General features: G+C 63.9%; 18 protein-coding genes. 17 read left to right on the top strand and 1 reads right to left on the bottom strand.

The features are described from left to right. Window positions 1-5: 5 nt before the first annotated feature. The 5 genes from nifN to fdxB all read left to right on the top strand — a co-directional run bounded on the left by nifN (window position 6) and on the right by fdxB (window position 3,041). Window positions 6-1,412, top strand: a complete 1,407-nt coding sequence (gene nifN, locus D3877_RS18805; protein ID WP_119832551.1) for a nitrogenase iron-molybdenum cofactor biosynthesis protein NifN — start codon at window positions 6-8, stop codon at window positions 1,410-1,412. 38 nt (window positions 1,413-1,450) lie between these two features. Then, on the top strand, window positions 1,451-1,852 hold the full coding sequence (gene nifX / locus D3877_RS18800; protein WP_119832194.1) for a nitrogen fixation protein NifX: 402 nt from the start codon (window positions 1,451-1,453) through the stop codon (window positions 1,850-1,852). 3 nt (window positions 1,853-1,855) lie between these two features. Then, the gene (locus tag D3877_RS18795) at window positions 1,856-2,332 is read left to right on the top strand and encodes a NifX-associated nitrogen fixation protein (RefSeq protein ID WP_119832193.1); all 477 of its coding nucleotides are present in this window, start codon (window positions 1,856-1,858) and stop codon (window positions 2,330-2,332) included. An 18-nt stretch (window positions 2,333-2,350) separates the two neighbouring features. Continuing rightward, entirely contained in the window at window positions 2,351-2,551 is a 201-nt protein-coding gene (locus D3877_RS18790) for a CCE_0567 family metalloprotein (RefSeq protein ID WP_119832192.1), read from the top strand. Window positions 2,552-2,747: 196 nt separating this feature from the next. Then, complete coding sequence (gene fdxB, locus D3877_RS18785; protein ID WP_119832191.1) at window positions 2,748-3,041, top strand: ferredoxin III, nif-specific; 294 nt, start codon at window positions 2,748-2,750, stop codon at window positions 3,039-3,041. Between the two features lie 131 nt (window positions 3,042-3,172). On the opposite strand, the gene D3877_RS18780 is transcribed toward fdxB, so the two are convergent. Then, window positions 3,173-3,493: a DUF1476 domain-containing protein gene (locus D3877_RS18780; RefSeq protein ID WP_119832190.1), complete on the bottom strand. Its 321-nt coding sequence runs from the start codon at window positions 3,491-3,493 to the stop codon at window positions 3,173-3,175. 151 nt (window positions 3,494-3,644) lie between these two features. Here D3877_RS18780 and D3877_RS18775 point away from each other — a divergent pair, with 151 nt between their 5' ends. The 12 genes from D3877_RS18775 (at window position 3,645) to rarD (ending at window position 14,416) form a co-directional block, all read left to right on the top strand. Further along, a complete protein-coding gene (locus tag D3877_RS18775; RefSeq protein ID WP_119832189.1) occupies window positions 3,645-4,406 on the top strand; it encodes an NRDE family protein in 762 nt (253 codons plus the stop codon). A gap of 133 nt (window positions 4,407-4,539) precedes the next feature. After that, on the top strand, window positions 4,540-5,304 hold the full coding sequence (gene purC, locus D3877_RS18770) for a phosphoribosylaminoimidazolesuccinocarboxamide synthase (RefSeq protein WP_119832188.1): 765 nt from the start codon (window positions 4,540-4,542) through the stop codon (window positions 5,302-5,304). Window positions 5,305-5,357: 53 nt separating this feature from the next. Beyond that, a complete protein-coding gene (gene purS / locus D3877_RS18765; protein WP_119832187.1) occupies window positions 5,358-5,600 on the top strand; it encodes a phosphoribosylformylglycinamidine synthase subunit PurS in 243 nt (80 codons plus the stop codon). Between the two features lie 39 nt (window positions 5,601-5,639). Beyond that, window positions 5,640-6,251, top strand: coding sequence for a DNA-3-methyladenine glycosylase family protein (locus D3877_RS18760; protein WP_119832186.1), 612 nt, complete (start codon window positions 5,640-5,642; stop codon window positions 6,249-6,251). Further along, window positions 6,248-6,937, top strand: coding sequence for an MOSC domain-containing protein (locus D3877_RS18755; RefSeq protein WP_199720837.1), 690 nt, complete (start codon window positions 6,248-6,250; stop codon window positions 6,935-6,937). Before D3877_RS18760 ends, D3877_RS18755 begins: the two co-directional genes overlap by 4 nt. Before the next feature lie 374 nt (window positions 6,938-7,311). Beyond that, the gene (locus tag D3877_RS18750) at window positions 7,312-8,538 is read left to right on the top strand and encodes an ammonium transporter (RefSeq protein ID WP_119832185.1); all 1,227 of its coding nucleotides are present in this window, start codon (window positions 7,312-7,314) and stop codon (window positions 8,536-8,538) included. 103 nt (window positions 8,539-8,641) lie between these two features. Further along, window positions 8,642-9,331: a phosphoribosylformylglycinamidine synthase subunit PurQ gene (gene purQ, locus D3877_RS18745; RefSeq protein ID WP_119832549.1), complete on the top strand. Its 690-nt coding sequence runs from the start codon at window positions 8,642-8,644 to the stop codon at window positions 9,329-9,331. After that, window positions 9,328-11,553, top strand: coding sequence for a phosphoribosylformylglycinamidine synthase subunit PurL (gene purL / locus D3877_RS18740; protein WP_119832184.1), 2,226 nt, complete (start codon window positions 9,328-9,330; stop codon window positions 11,551-11,553). Before purQ ends, purL begins: the two co-directional genes overlap by 4 nt. 119 nt (window positions 11,554-11,672) lie before the next feature. After that, entirely contained in the window at window positions 11,673-12,347 is a 675-nt protein-coding gene (locus tag D3877_RS29515; RefSeq protein WP_147395229.1) for a nucleoside/nucleotide kinase family protein, read from the top strand. 335 nt (window positions 12,348-12,682) lie between these two features. Then, the gene (locus tag D3877_RS18735; protein WP_119832183.1) at window positions 12,683-12,922 is read left to right on the top strand and encodes a BolA family protein; all 240 of its coding nucleotides are present in this window, start codon (window positions 12,683-12,685) and stop codon (window positions 12,920-12,922) included. 80 nt (window positions 12,923-13,002) lie between these two features. Beyond that, window positions 13,003-13,344 (top strand): Grx4 family monothiol glutaredoxin, encoded by a 342-nt coding sequence (gene grxD, locus D3877_RS18730; RefSeq protein ID WP_119832182.1) that lies wholly within the window; start codon window positions 13,003-13,005, stop codon window positions 13,342-13,344. A gap of 154 nt (window positions 13,345-13,498) precedes the next feature. Then, entirely contained in the window at window positions 13,499-14,416 is a 918-nt protein-coding gene (gene rarD, locus D3877_RS18725) for an EamA family transporter RarD (RefSeq protein ID WP_119832181.1), read from the top strand. Window positions 14,417-14,731: the final 315 nt, after the last annotated feature.

Genomic DNA, 14,731 nt, shown 5'->3' with positions numbered 1-14,731 from the left:
TGGCCATGTCGCACATCCAACGCTTCCCCTCCGCCGCCAAGGCCGCCTCGACCAACCCGCTGAAGATGAGCCAACCGCTGGGCGCGGCGCTCGCCTATCTCGGCATTGACCGTTGTCTGCCGCTGTTTCACGGCTCGCAGGGCTGCACCGCCTTCGGGCTGGTTCTGCTGGTCCGCCATTTCCGCGAGGCGATTCCGCTGCAAACCACGGCGATGGATCAAGTCTCCACCATCCTCGGCGGTTATGAGAATCTCGAACAGGCGCTGCGCACCATCGTGGAGCGCAACAGCCCGGCCATGATCGGCGTCGCCACCACCGGCGTCACCGAAACCAAGGGCGAGGATATGGGCGGGCAGTTCACCCTGTTCCGCCAGCGCAACCCCGACATGGCCGACACCGCGCTGGTCTTCGCCAACACCCCGGATTTCACCGGCGGGTTCGAGGATGGCTTCGGCGCCGCCGTCACCGCCATCGTCGACCGGCTGGTCGAACCGTCGCCGACGATGGTCAAGACGCAGATCAACGTTCTGGCGGGCTGCCATCTGTCGCCCGGCGACGTCGAGGAGCTGCGCGACCTGATCGAATCCTTCGGCCTGTCGCCGATCTTCCTGCCCGACCTGTCATTGTCGATGTGCGGGCGCCAGCCCAGCGACTTCACCGCCACCTCGTTGGGCGGGGTGACGGTCGATCAAATCCGCTCGATGGGCGCGTCCGTCGCCACGCTGGTGATCGGCGAGCACATGCGGATCGCCGGCAACGCGCTGGAGCTGAAAACCGACGTTCCCGGCCATTTCTTCAGCCGCCTGACCGGGCTGGAGGCGTCGGACAAGCTGATCCGCCTGTTGGCCGAACTGTCGGGCCAGCCGGTTCCGGCCAAGATCCGCCGCCAGCGCGACAGTCTGGTGGACGCCATGCTCGACGGGCATTTCTTCTTCAGCCGCAAGCGGATCGCCGTCGCCCTGGAACCCGACCTGCTCTACGCCGTCACCAGCTTTCTGGCCGACATGGGGGCCGAGGTGGTCGCCGCCGTGTCGCCGACCCAGACCCTGGTCCTGGAAAAGCTGAAGGCGGCCACCGTGATGGTCGGCGACCATTCCGACGTGGAAACGCTGGCGCGCGACGCCGACCTCATCATTTCCAACTCGCACGGGCGACAGGGCGCGGCGCGGCTGGGCGTGCCGCTGCACCGCATGGGGCTGCCGATGTTCGACCGGCTGGGGGCCGGGTTGACGGTCCATGTCGGCTATCGCGGCACCCGCAACCTGCTGTTCGCCGTCGGCAACCTGTTCCTGTCCGCCGAGATGGACCACGACCACCACCCGGCGGCCCATCACGGCGACCACAAAACCGACGGCCATAAGACCGAAGGCCACGCTTGCGGAGGCGGATCATGCGGATGCAGCGCCGGTTGAGCGTGGTGAGCGCCGCTCGCCCCAGCACAGGAGGTTCCATGAAGGTCGCTTTCTGCACCCAGGACATGCAGCACGTCGACGCGCATTTCGGCTGGGCCAAGAACATCGCCGTCTATCAGGTGGACAAGGCCGGTCATTCCTTTCTGGAGACCTTCCAGTTCGGCGGCTCGATGTTCGAGGACGGCAACGAGGACAAGCTGGTGCCGAAGCTGGACGCGCTGGCCGACGTCGCCATCGTCTATCTGTCGGCCATCGGCGCGTCCGCCGCCGCCCGCGTCGTCGCCAAAAAGATCCACCCGGTGAAGGTCGAAGCGACCGAGGCCATCCCGGCCCTGCTCGACCGGCTGGTCGAAACGCTGAACGGCAATCCGCCGCCCTGGCTGCGCAAGGCGCTGGGCGAAACCCAAGAACTCAATTTCGACGACGAAGACGAGGAATAACCCATGTCCGACACCGCAATCGCCGAAGGCGCGGCCTCCCAGGCCGAGGTCGCCGACCAGTTTCTGAAGACCCTGGTCCTGCTGTTCCGCGCCGAGGACAGCTATGGCGCGTGGGAGGGCAAGGCCGACGAGGTTCTGCTCGCCCCCTTCATTCTGGACAAGGAGGCCCGCGCCGCCATCCCGATGATGGGCGATCCCGATCCCGACACGCTGTGGCGGCTGGAGCTGTTCTACAAGGCGGTCGGCATCACCATCGAAAAGCAAACCGGCCTGATGGCCTCGCCGATGATGAAGATCAGCCATGAAGGCTTCGGGCGGATGATCCTGACCGCCGGGCGTCTGGTGGTGATTTCCAAGAATCTGCGCGACGTCCACCGCTTCGGCTTCCCGACCGCCGAAAAGCTGGCCTCCGACGGGGCCAAGCTGGTCGCCGACGCGGTGGACCTCATCAAAAAATACCCCGAAGTCGCCAATCTCTGACCTCTTGAGGATCCCGGCATGAGCGACATCGACACGCTGAAGGACGAGATCAAAAAGCTGAACGCCCGCGCGACGCAAAAAAAGATGGATTTGCACGACCTGTCGGAAGACTTGCCGCAGGGCTGGCAAAACATTCTGACCGTCGCCCAGGACGCCTTCGACGCCTACCGCGCGCTGACCGAAAAGCGCGCGGCGTTGAAGGCGTTGGAAAGCGCGTAGCGGCAGGTTTCCCGTACCCTCTCCCCAGCCCTCCCCCGCTTTGCGGGAGAGGGAGCGAGGATTTTTGTCGGCGTTCAGCATCCGTCCCCTCTCCCGCAACGCGGGGGAGGGTTAGGGAGGGGGCAAACACCCCACTCCAACCACCACCCCACAGGCGCCCCTCCCCCCTTCCCGCGCCATTCGAGAGGAGCATCCCATGGCTGACTTCATCACCGGCACCACCCGTGGCGGCGAAAGCTGGACGCCGAAATTCGTCCAATCCATCGACCAGAAGCAGTGCATCGGCTGCGGCCGCTGCTTCAAGGTGTGCGGGCGCGGCGTGCTGAACATGATCGGCATCACCGAAGACGGCGACATCGTGGACGCCTTCGACGACGAGGCCGAGAAGAAGGTGATGACGGTCGAGGAAGCGGCCAACTGCATCGGCTGCGAAAGCTGCGCCAAGGTCTGCTCGAAAAGCTGCATCACCCACGCGGCGGTCGCCGCCTGATTTTCAGCGTGCAAGCCGCCCACACAAAAAGGCCCGACGCGCTGCGCCGGGCCTTTTGTCATGGCGTGATGACCGAAGCGGCGCGAATCGGACAGGCCGACAGCGCGCGCTCGGCGTTCACTCGGTGGCGCTCATTCGGTGGTGACTTGCTGGCGCGCCAGATCCAAGAGTTGGGCCATTTCCTTTTCCACGCGGTGGTCGGAAATGTCCACGCCCTTGGCGTGCAGGTCGGCGGCGATGCGGTCGCGGATGTCGTGCGGACCCGGCGTGCCGATGTCCACCTCAACGATCTGGCGGGCGTAGGCCTTGGCGGCGTCAGCGTCCAACCCCATCAGGCCAGCGGCCCACAGGCCCGCCAGCGTGTCCCGCCGCGTGCGGATGCGAAACAGCAGGTCTTCGTCGTGCTGGAACTTGTTCTCGAAGGCCTTTTCGCGGTCATCGAAGGTCGTCATGGACCCCGGCTCCTTGAATTTGGTTTTCGCTCCCGGATGCTGGATTATACAGCCGGATTGGGGTCGCCGTCACGGTGAAGCCGCAGCCCCCTTGCGGAGATTTCATCGTGGCCCGACATAGCTTTGCGAAACGGAAAAAACAAGGTTCCCCATGTGCAGCGTGATCCTCCTGCGGCGACCGGACGCAACGTGGCCTTTGCTGCTCGCCGCCAACCGCGACGAGATGGCCGGGCGTCCCTGGAAACCGCCCGCCCGCCATTGGCCCGACCGGCCCAACGTGGTCGCCGGGCTGGATGAATTGGCGGGCGGCTCCTGGCTTGGCCTGAACGACGAGGGGCTGGTCGCCGCCATCCTCAACCGCGAAGGCACGCTGGGGCCGGAAACCGGCAAGCGGTCGCGCGGGGAGTTGGCGCTCGACGCGCTCGACCATGCCGACGCGGGCGAGGCGGCGCGGTCGCTGGCCGCTCTCGACACGCGGGCCTACCGGCCCTTCAACCTGCTGGTCGCCGACAACGCCGACGCCTACCTCATCAGCCATCGCGGCGACAACCCGCGCCACCGGCCAGAGGTGACGACGATTCCCCCCGGCGTCCACATGATAACCGCCCATGATTTGGACGACGCGCGCGATCCTCGAATCGCCCTCTACCAACCGCTCTTCGCCCATGGCGCGCCGCCCGACTCCGACGAACCGGCGTGGGGCAATTGGCCGGAACTGCTGGGCAGCCGGATTTGGGAAGGGGAGAAGGGGGAGCGCGGGGCGATGGATTTCCGCCTGCCCATGGGCTTCGGCACCATGTCCAGCGCACTCATCGCCCTGCCCAGCGTCGAGCGCCCCGACCTGAAACCCGTCTGGCGCTTCGCCCCTGGCCGCCCGTTCGAGACGCCCTTCGACCCGGTGGCGCTGACGTGAGCGGGCCAGCCTCGAACCCCAGCCCGAACCCCCGCCGTTGTGTTCGCCCCCCCGGCTTGCTATATCACTGAGCGCACCTTCCTGGACCGGCAAGCTCTCTTGTCCGGTCCTTACGCATTTGGACGAACACGCGATGACACGACGCCGGCGCATCTATGAAGGCAAGGCGAAGGTTCTTTTTGAAGGACCGGAACCCGGCACTCTGGTGCAGTACTTCAAGGACGACGCGAGCGCCTTCAACAACCAGAAGAAGGGCGTCATCACCGGCAAGGGGGTGCTGAACAACCGCATCTCCGAGTATCTGATGAGCCGTCTGTCGGAAATCGGCGTTCCCACCCATTTCGTCCGCCGCCTGAACATGCGCGAGCAGCTGGTCCGCGAGGTCGAGATCATTCCGATCGAGCTGGTGGTGCGCAACGTCGCCGCCGGGTCGCTGTCCAAGCGTTTCGGCATTCCCGAAGGCACGCCGCTGCCGCGCTCGATCATCGAATATTACTTCAAGTCGGACGAGCTGAACGACCCGATGGTCTCGGAAGAGCACATCACCGCCTTTGGCTGGGCGGCGCCGCCGGATCTCGACGACATGGTGGCCCTGTCCTTGCGGGTGAATGATTACCTGTCGGGCCTGTTCCTCGGCATCGGGCTGAAGCTGATCGATTTCAAGCTGGAATTCGGTCGGCTGTGGGAAAATGACGAGATGCGGATCGTGCTGGCCGACGAAATCAGCCCCGACAATTGCCGCCTGTGGGACGTCAAGACCAACGAGAAGTTGGACAAGGACCGTTTCCGCCAGGATCTCGGCAAGGTCGAAGAGGCCTATCAGGAGGTCGCGCGCCGTCTGGGCATCCTGCCCGAAGGCGGCCCCAGCGACGTCAAAGGCCCCAAAACCCTTCAGTGACCCCCTCTGTTTCACCCCATCTTTCCCCTACTTCCTTTAGCGAGCGACATCCGATGAAGGCCAAGGTTCACGTCACCCTCAAGCGCGGCGTTCTTGATCCCCAGGGCAAGGCCATCGCCCACGCGCTGCAAACGCTGGGCTTCGCGGGCGTCGAAGACATTCGCGTCGGCAAGGTGATCGAGCTGCAATTGACCAGCGCCGACGAGACCGCCGCCCGCGCCGAGGTTGAGGCGATGTGCACGAAGCTGCTCGCCAACACCGTGATCGAGGATTACGCCATCGAGCTGGTGGCCTGATCGTCGTTTGACCGATTTGCGGAGCGAGGGCGGCGGATCATGAGCATCGATCATCTCACCGCCCTCGACCCGATCTTCGCCGAATGCATCCGCGTCGGCGGCCCCATGCAACGCGACTTTTCACGCCCCAGCGGCTTTGTCGGCCTGCTGCGCATGGTGATGGAACAGCAGCTCTCCACCAAGGTCGCCTTGGCCTTGTGGGACAAGCTGCTGACCCGGCTGGGCGACGTCACGCCCGCCACGATTCTGAATTCCGACGACGACACCCTGCGCGCCTGCGGTTTTTCCCGCCAGAAGGTCGGCTACGCCCGTGGCTTGGCCGAAGCGGTCGTCGATGGCCGCCTGGATTTCGGCGCCATCCACGCCCTGCCCGATGAGGAGGCCATCGCCGCGCTCGTCACCCTGAAGGGCATCGGGCGCTGGAGCGCCGAGGTCTATCTGATGATGGCGCAGGACCGGCCCGACATCTGGCCCGTCGGCGATCTCGCCATTCAATTGGGCGTGCAGCGGCTGAAAGGCTGGGCGGACAAGCCGTCCCCGACGCAACTGCTGGCCGTCGCCGAACCCTGGCGCCCCCACCGCAGCCTCGCCGCCAAGCTGGTGTGGCACCATTACGTCAGCCTTCAGGAACAGGCCAAGCGCGCCCGATGATCGACACGCCCCTGCTCGCCGTTCTGACCGGCAAGGTCGCTCCCTTCGGCCCGGAAGGGCGAAGCAGCGCCATCCACAAGACTCCGGTCGATGGCCCGCGCGCCGTCGGGCCGGAGGGCTTTCTCGACGACGAGCAGGCCGACCGCCGGGTGCATGGCGGTCCCGACAAGGCGATCCACCATTACCCGCTCGACCACCACGCCGCGTGGCGGGCCGAGTTGGGGGAGGCTGCGCCGTGGCTGGGGACGCCCGGCGCCTTTGGCGAAAACCTATCCACCCTGGGCGTGACCGAGTCCGACGTCTGTCTGGGCGACCATTTCCGCGTCGGCACGACGGTTCTGGAGGTGGCGCAAGCCCGGCAACCCTGCTGGAAGCTGAACCACCGTTTCGCCGTGCCGGACATGGCCAAGCGCGTGCAGAGCAGCGCGCGCACCGGCTGGTATTATCGCGTCGTCGAAAGCGGGATGATCGGCCCCGACGACCGGCTGACCCTGCTGGACCGCCCCTGCCCCGGCTGGCCGCTCGCCCGGCTGCTGCGCGTGCTGTATGTGGACACCCTCGACCGCGCCGCGCTGGCCGAGATGGCCGCCCTGCCCGCGCTGGCGCAAAGCTGGAAAACCCTGGCCGAACGGCGGTTGGCGCGCGGCGCGGTCGAGGATTGGACCGGACGATTGCACGGCGGGTGAGTGGCCCGTCGCCCCTCTTTTCCCCTCGTCCGTTGCCCCCTCGTCCGTTGCCCCCTCCCCATCCCTCCCCCGCTTATCAGCGGGAGAGGGGGCCGGATCCTTGTCGGCGCGCGGCGGAGTTCCCTCTCCCGCGCAAGCGGGGGAGGGTTAGGGAGGGGGCAACGGACGCCACCACCCAAGCCGCCCCGCCCACATTCTCATCACTTGGCATCCTTCTTGCGCATAGAACGGGCAGCCCACACTGGGTTCGCCCGCCTTTTGCGCTGTTTTTGTGATGATTGCCCACGCCCGCAGCACTTCCGCGCTTGCGCAGAATTGCCTGATCTGTTAGCAGATTGCCTATTATTTAGGCATAACGCTGAAGGTTTGTGCACATGGATGCGGCAAAAACGGGTGGCGACGTTCTGTTCGTCCTGATGGGCGCGGTCATGGTGCTGGCGATGCACTGCGGCTTCGCCCTGCTGGAGGTCGGAACCGTCCGGCGCAAAAATCAGGTCAACGCGCTGGTGAAAATTCTGTCGGACTTCGCCGTCTCGACCCTGGCCTATTTCGTCATCGGCTACACCGTGGCCTATGGCGTCGATTTCCTGGTGGACGCCAAGACGCTGGTCGGCAAGGGCGGCCCCGGCTTCGCCGCCTACGGCTATGATCTGGTCAAATTCTTCTTCCTGGCGACCTTCGCCGCCGCCGTCCCCGCCATCGTGTCGGGCGGCGTCGCCGAGCGCGCCAAATTCTGGCCGCAGATGGCCGCCACCGCCGCGTTGATCGGCCTGTTCTATCCGCTGCTGGAGGGCAGCGTCTGGGGAACCCGTTTCGGTCTGCAAGCCTGGATGACCGGGGCGTTCGGCCAGCCCTTCCATGATTTCGCCGGGTCGGTGGTGGTCCACGCCTTTGGCGGCTGGGTGGCGTTGGGCGCGGTGCTGCATCTGGGCAACCGGCGCGGGCGCTACCGGGCCAACGGTTCGCTGATCGCCATTCCGCCGTCCAACATCCCGTTCCTGGCGCTGGGCGCCTGGGTGCTGTGCGTCGGCTGGTTCGGCTTCAACGTGATGAGCGCGCAAACGCTCGACGGCGTGTCCGGGCTGGTGGCGCTGAATTCGCTGATGGCGATGGTTGGCGGCATTTTGACCTCGCTGGTCGTCAGCCGCGCCGATCCGGGTTTCGTCCACAACGGCGCGCTGGCCGGTCTGGTCGCCGTCTGCGCCGGGTCGGACGTCATGCACCCGCTGGGCGCGCTCGTCACCGGCGGAATCGCCGGGCTGCTGTTCGTCTGGGCCTTCAACAAGTGCCAGATCGACTGGAAGATCGACGACGTGCTGGGCGTCTGGCCGCTGCACGGCTTGTGCGGCCTGACCGGCGGCCTGCTGGCGGGCGTCTTCGGGCAAGAGGCGTTGGGCGGGCTGGGCGGCGTGTCGATGACCGCGCAGATCGTCGGAACGCTGGGCGGGGCTGGCTTCGGCTTCGCCTCGGGGCTGGCCGTCTATGGGCTGCTGAAAACCACCATCGGCATCCGTCTGGACCAGGAGCAGGAATACAAGGGCGCCGACCTGTCGCTGCACCACATCACCGCCTACCCCGAGGAAGACGCGCCCGGCATGTGAGGATCGCGCAAGGCGGGGGACCGCCGCCCTTGCTTTGGCGGGGCGGCGGCTTTAGTGTCCGGCCCGAACAACTCCCCCCTTGACGCCGGATTTTGACCGCCCCATGAAGGCCGCCATCGTCGTTTTCCCCGGCTCCAACCGCGAACGCGACGCCGTCGCCGCGCTGGAGGCCGCCAGCGGAACCAAACCGTATCTGGTCTGGCACCGCGACACCGAACTGCCCAAGGTCGATTTGATCGTCGTGCCGGGTGGTTTTTCCTATGGCGATTACCTGCGCTCCGGCGCCATGGCGGCGCACTCGCCGATCATGCGCGAGGTGAAGGCGCGGGCTGATCAAGGCGTGCGGGTGCTTGGCGTCTGCAACGGCTTCCAGATCATCACCGAAGCCGGGCTGCTGCCCGGCGCGCTGATGCGCAACGGCGCCTTGAAGTTCGTCTGCCGCGTCCAGCATCTGCGGGTGGAGAACACCGACAGCCCCTTTACGGCGAAATACGCCAAGGGGCAGATCGTGCGCTACCCGGTCGCCCACGGCGACGGCAATTACTGGACCGACGCCGAAACGGTCAAGCGGCTGGACGGCGAGGGGCAGGTCGCCTTCCGCTATGTCGCCGACGAGACCCGCGCCGACCCGCGCGGCAACCCGAACGGCTCGGCCTCCGACATCGCCGGCATCTTCAACGCCAAGCGCACCGTGCTGGGCCTGATGCCGCACCCCGAAGACGCGGTGGAGGGCCTGCACGGCAACACCGACGGCAAGCCGATGTTTGATGGTCTGGTGGAGGCCCTGTCGTGACCGCCGAAGCGACCCGCGCGCAAGAGCGCCCCGTCACCCTGGAGCTGGCCCGCGAGTTCGGCCTGTCCGAGGCGGAATACAAGAACGCGCTGGAGATTCTGGGACGCGTCCCGACCTTCACCGAGATGGGCATCATCTCCGTCATGTGGTCGGAGCATTGCTCCTACAAATCCTCCAAGCGTTGGTTGAAGACGCTGCCGACCACCGGCCCGCAGGTCATCTGCGGCCCCGGCGAGAACGCGGGCGTCGTGGACATCGGCGATGGCGACACCGTCATCTTCAAGATGGAAAGCCACAACCACCCGTCCTACATCGAGCCGTACCAGGGCGCCGCGACCGGCGTCGGCGGCATTCTGCGCGACGTGTTCACCATGGGCGCCCGGCCCATCGCCAACATGAACGCGCTGCGCTTCGGCTCGCCCGATCACCCCAAGACCCGCCATCTGGTGGCGGGCGTGGTGTCGGGCATCGGCGGTTACGGCAATTGCGTCGGCGTCCCCACCGTGGGCGGCGAGACCAATTTCCACGCCGCCTACAACGGCAACATCCTGGTCAACGCGATGACCGTGGGCGTCGCCAAGGCCGACCGGATTTTCTATTCGGCGGCGGCGGGCGTCGGCAATTCGGTGGTCTATGTCGGCTCCAAGACGGGCCGCGACGGGATCCACGGCGCCACCATGGCGTCCGCCGAGTTCACCGAGGATTCGGAGGAGAAGCGCCCGACCGTGCAGGTTGGCGACCCCTTCACCGAAAAGCTGCTGATCGAGGCCTGCCTGGAGCTGATGGCGACCGACGCGGTCGTCGCCATCCAGGACATGGGCGCCGCCGGTCTGACCTCCTCGGCGGTCGAGATGGCTGGCAAGGGCGGTCTGGGGATCGAGTTGACGCTCGACACCCTGCCGATGCGCGAAGAGGCGATGACGCCCTATGAAATCATGCTCTCCGAAAGCCAGGAGCGCATGCTGTTCATCCTCAAGCCCGGTCGGGAAGAGGTGGCGCGCGCGATCTTCGACAAGTGGGAACTGGATTTCGCCGTCATCGGCACGCTGACCGACAGCGGCAACCTCGTCATCAAGATGTATGGCGAGACCTGGTGCGACATGCCCATCGCCCCGGTGTCGAACGCCGCGCCGGAGTATGATCGCCCGTGGGAACCGACCCCGGTGGCGAATGAGGTGCCGGACAGTGTGTTCGACGGCTACAGCCTGCCGCTCGGCGATGCCCTGGAAAAGCTGTTCGCCTGCCCCGATCTGGCCTCAAAGCGCTGGATTTGGGAGCAGTATGACAGCCTCGTCGGCGGCGACACCCGCTTCATGTCGGGTCAGGCCGACGCGGCGGTCGTCCGCGTACCGGGCCAGACCAAGGCGGTGGCGATCACCACCGACTGCACCCCGCGCTATTGCCTCGCCGATCCGGTGCGCGGCGGCGCGCAGGCGGTGGCCGAGGCGTGGCGCAACCTGTCGGCGGTGGGCGCCTTGCCGCTCGCCATCACCGACAACATGAATTTCGGCAACCCCGAAAAGCCCCGCATCATGGGCCAGTTCGTCGGCGCGGTTCAGGGCATCGCCCAGGCCTGCGTCGCGCTGGACTTCCCGGTCGTGTCGGGCAACGTCTCGCTCTACAACGAGACGAACGGCGAAGCCATCCTGCCCACTCCGGCCATCGGCGCCGTCGGCACCCTGCCCGACGCCATGATCGCGGTCGGCATCGCCTTCCAACAGGAAGGCGACGTGATCCTCGCCATCGGCGACAGCGGCAGCCACATCGGCCAGTCGCTGTTCCTGCGCGAGATCCTGGGCCGCGAGGAAGGCCCGCCCCCGCCGGTCGATCTGGCGGTGGAGCGTCGCAACGGTGAGTTCGTGCGCGGCCTGATCCACGCCGGTCTGGTGGCGTCGAGCCACGACGTGGCCGACGGCGGCCTGATCGTCACCATCGCCGAAATGGCGCTGGCGAGCGGCATCGGCGCCCATCTGCCCGCCCTGGACAACGCCCACCCCCGCGCCCTGTTCGGCGAGGACCAAGCCCGCTACGTGCTGGCCGTCCGCCCCGACGCGGTGGCGGCGGTGCAGGAGAAGGCCAAGGCGGCGGGCGTCCCGGTCACGGTGCTGGGCGAGACGCGCGGCGCGGCCCTGTCCACCGGCAGCGGCGAGATCGTGACGATCAAGCGCCTGAAGGACGTCAACGAAGGCTGGTTGCCGACCTACATGTCGGCGGAACTGTAAAGAGTACGCGGAACCAATTCACAGGCTTGAGCAGAACTCCGGTGCCTTGGCGTTGGAGTTCTGTCAGCATACCATCGGACGAGCTTTGCTCACGGCCATGGTTGAATTGGGAGGCGATCATGTCTAGTGATTTAAATGAGACTCAAGTTGACCCTCAAAAGCTGTCAAGCGCCCTTCAACGAGGTAAAATATTCCTCATCGTTGGCCCGCGCGCGATAGGGAAGAGCACTTTGGTGAGTCATCTATCAAGAAAAAATAGAAATTTACTCCCAACACAAAAAATTACGACAAGACCGCAAAGGTCTTCAAATAACCTCTCTGAGATTATCTCTGTTACAGAAAATGAATTCGAAGATTTTGAGAGTTCTAGAAGATTTTTTATAACAAGATACGTTGATAATGTGAAATATGGTCTGACAGGAGAAAGCTTTAGCAGAGAAAATGAATACATAAAACATATTGCAATCACCGGGCTGCACGAGACAGCAAGAGCATTGCTCGATACAAACCCTAAAATTCCTACAATTTTCCTAGATTTACCAGAAAATGAAATCATCAATCGGTTGATTTCACGCAATAAAATAGACAAAGCCAATCCAAAGAGCACATTCAATCAGGAATGCGACCGCATTCATTCTCACATGCGAGCCTGCCGTGAACTTTATGGTCGCGTCAGCCAGCATGGCCGCGCCATAATTCTAAATAACACCCAAGACGTAACGAGCCATGGTTACGCAAAAAACATTGAACGCTGCATGGAGTTCATCGACACTCATTCAACAGTTTTCAACTAGACACTCACCTCTCAGAAAGAAAACTACAAAGCAACCCTGGGACTTCAGGACTTGAGTCTAAACCTTGATGGTTTCTCAAAACATCTCAAGATTGTAATAAATTTAAAAAACAGCTTATAGCTGCCGCCTTTCTGATGGAAAGCCTATAGATCAGAAACCAAACGGTACGCCAATATCAGACGGCAAACTCGCAACAGTCCGGCAATTTTGTAACTCGGACGACAGCAATGAGCTAAGGCAACGTGTAACCGATGACAAACCGCCTGCGTCGCCCTAGATTACTGTCCATGCGTAAGCCCGGGCGGGGCGAACCCTGAACAGAGCGAGGATTTCCCATGGCGATGGAAGCCGCCACGATCGAAAAGCTCATCAAGGACGGCATCCCCGACGCGGCGGTTGAAATCGCCGATCTGCGCGGCGATGGCGACCATTATGCCGCCCTTGTCACCTCGGCGGCCTTCAAGGGCAAAAGCCGGGTGCAGCAGCACCAGATGGTCTACGCCGCGCTGCAAGGCCGGATGGGCGGCGAGTTGCACGCGCTGGCTCTGACCACCGCCGTGCCGGACAACGCGTAAAACAACCACGAGACAGACGCCCGCGCCTTCGGCACACTCAAAGACCGGGGCCGGGCATCATCGGGAAAGGGTTTTCAGACATGGTCGATCAGAACGTCGTCGAACGCATCAAGCAGGACCTCGGCAGCAGCGACGTGGTTCTCTACATGAAGGGCACCCCGGTGTTCCCGCAATGCGGCTTCTCCGCCGCCGTCGTCCAGGTGCTGAGCCATGTGGGCGTTCCCTTCAAGGGCGTCAACATCCTGGAAGAGCCGGGCCTGCGCCAGGGTCTGAAGGAATTCTCCAACTGGCCGACCTTCCCCCAGCTCTATGTGAAGGGCGAGTTGGTCGGCGGCTGCGACATCGTCCGCGAAATGTACGAAAGCGGCGAGTTGCAGAGCCTGCTGACGGAAAAGGGCGTCGCCACGGGCGTCAACGCCTGATTGGTCGTTCCACATCCGTTTTGAAAAGCCCCGCTTCGGCGGGGCTTTTTGTTGCTGGTCGCCTCTCCGTTCCACGCGTCATGCCCGCGACGCAGGCGCGTCATGTGCGCCGCCCCGCTGCTCGGCGGCCCAAACTGTGTGCTAAACAAACCGTATGGCGCATCCATCCTCCGCCCCGGCGGGCGAGACCTCCACGGCCACGGCGTTTGCGGCGGCTCTGGGATCCTTTCTGATTTGGGGACTGGTCAATCCGGTCTATTTCAAACTTCTGGGCGGCATCGGGCCGGTGGAGATCGTCGCGCACCGCGTGGTGTGGACCGTCGCGCTGGTCGGCGTGTTCGTGCTGGCGATCCGGGGACCGATGGCGGTGGTGCGCGGCGTCGGCAGTTGGCGGCGCTTGGGAATTTTCGTCGTCACCACCTTGCTGGTCACGGTCAACTGGACCGTTTTCATCTGGGCGATTGGCCACAACCAACTCGTTCAATCGAGTCTGGGCTATTACATCAACCCGCTCATCAACGTGCTGCTTGGCGTCTTGTTTCTGGGCGAGCGGTTGAACCGCAACCAGCTCGTCGCCGTCGCCATCGCCACGTTGGGGGTTGGCGTCTTGGTTTTGTCCTATGGCGTGGTTCCATGGGTGGCGCTGTCGCTGGCGATCTCGTTTGGCTTTTACGCGCTGATCCGCAAGAAGGCGGCGATTGATCCGGTGATCGGGCTGCTGGTGGAAACCCTGCTGCTGGCCCCGGTCGCGCTGGTGTATCTGCTGTGGATGGGGGGGAGCGGTTCCTTTGGCCATGAGGTCGGCACAAGCCTGCTGCTGCTTATGGCCGGACCGATGACCGCCGTGCCGTTGGTGCTGTTCATGATCGGCGCGGCGCGGCTGAAGCTGTCCACCGTCGGCCTGCTGCAATATGTCGGCCCGACCGGGCAATTGCTGTTGGGCGTGCTGGTCTATGGCGAGGACTTCACCAGCGCGCACGCCATCGCGTTTGCCTGCATCTGGGTGGCGCTGATGGTGTTTTCCGCCGACGCCTTCACCACCCATCGCGCGGCGCGGGCGGCGGCGGAGTGAGAGACGGGTTCCACCGCAAGAAAAGCCTGCGCAATGCTTGTCTCTTGCACGGCGCAAAGGGTATTTCCTTATTTTCATGTCCGCCCAAAAACTCGGAAGCCAGAGGTAAATCAGAATTTGATTTAATTTTATAAAAATCTCCGATTTTAGAGCGCCACGCCTAAAATACGAAGCATCCCGGCGCTCCAAGTTTTGATTTATCGATAAAATTTACGGATAAAGTCGATTCTGATTTAACACTACCTGCCTAACCCCCTAAAGTCATCATTCTGTTCAGGAACCATTCAGCTTCCCCTCCTTACAATCCAAGTCAAC

The sequence above is a fragment of the Azospirillum cavernae genome (genome assembly GCF_003590795.1).
Lineage (GTDB): Bacteria > Pseudomonadota > Alphaproteobacteria > Azospirillales > Azospirillaceae > Azospirillum > Azospirillum cavernae.
This window is presented reverse-complemented; position numbering and strand designations above follow the sequence as displayed.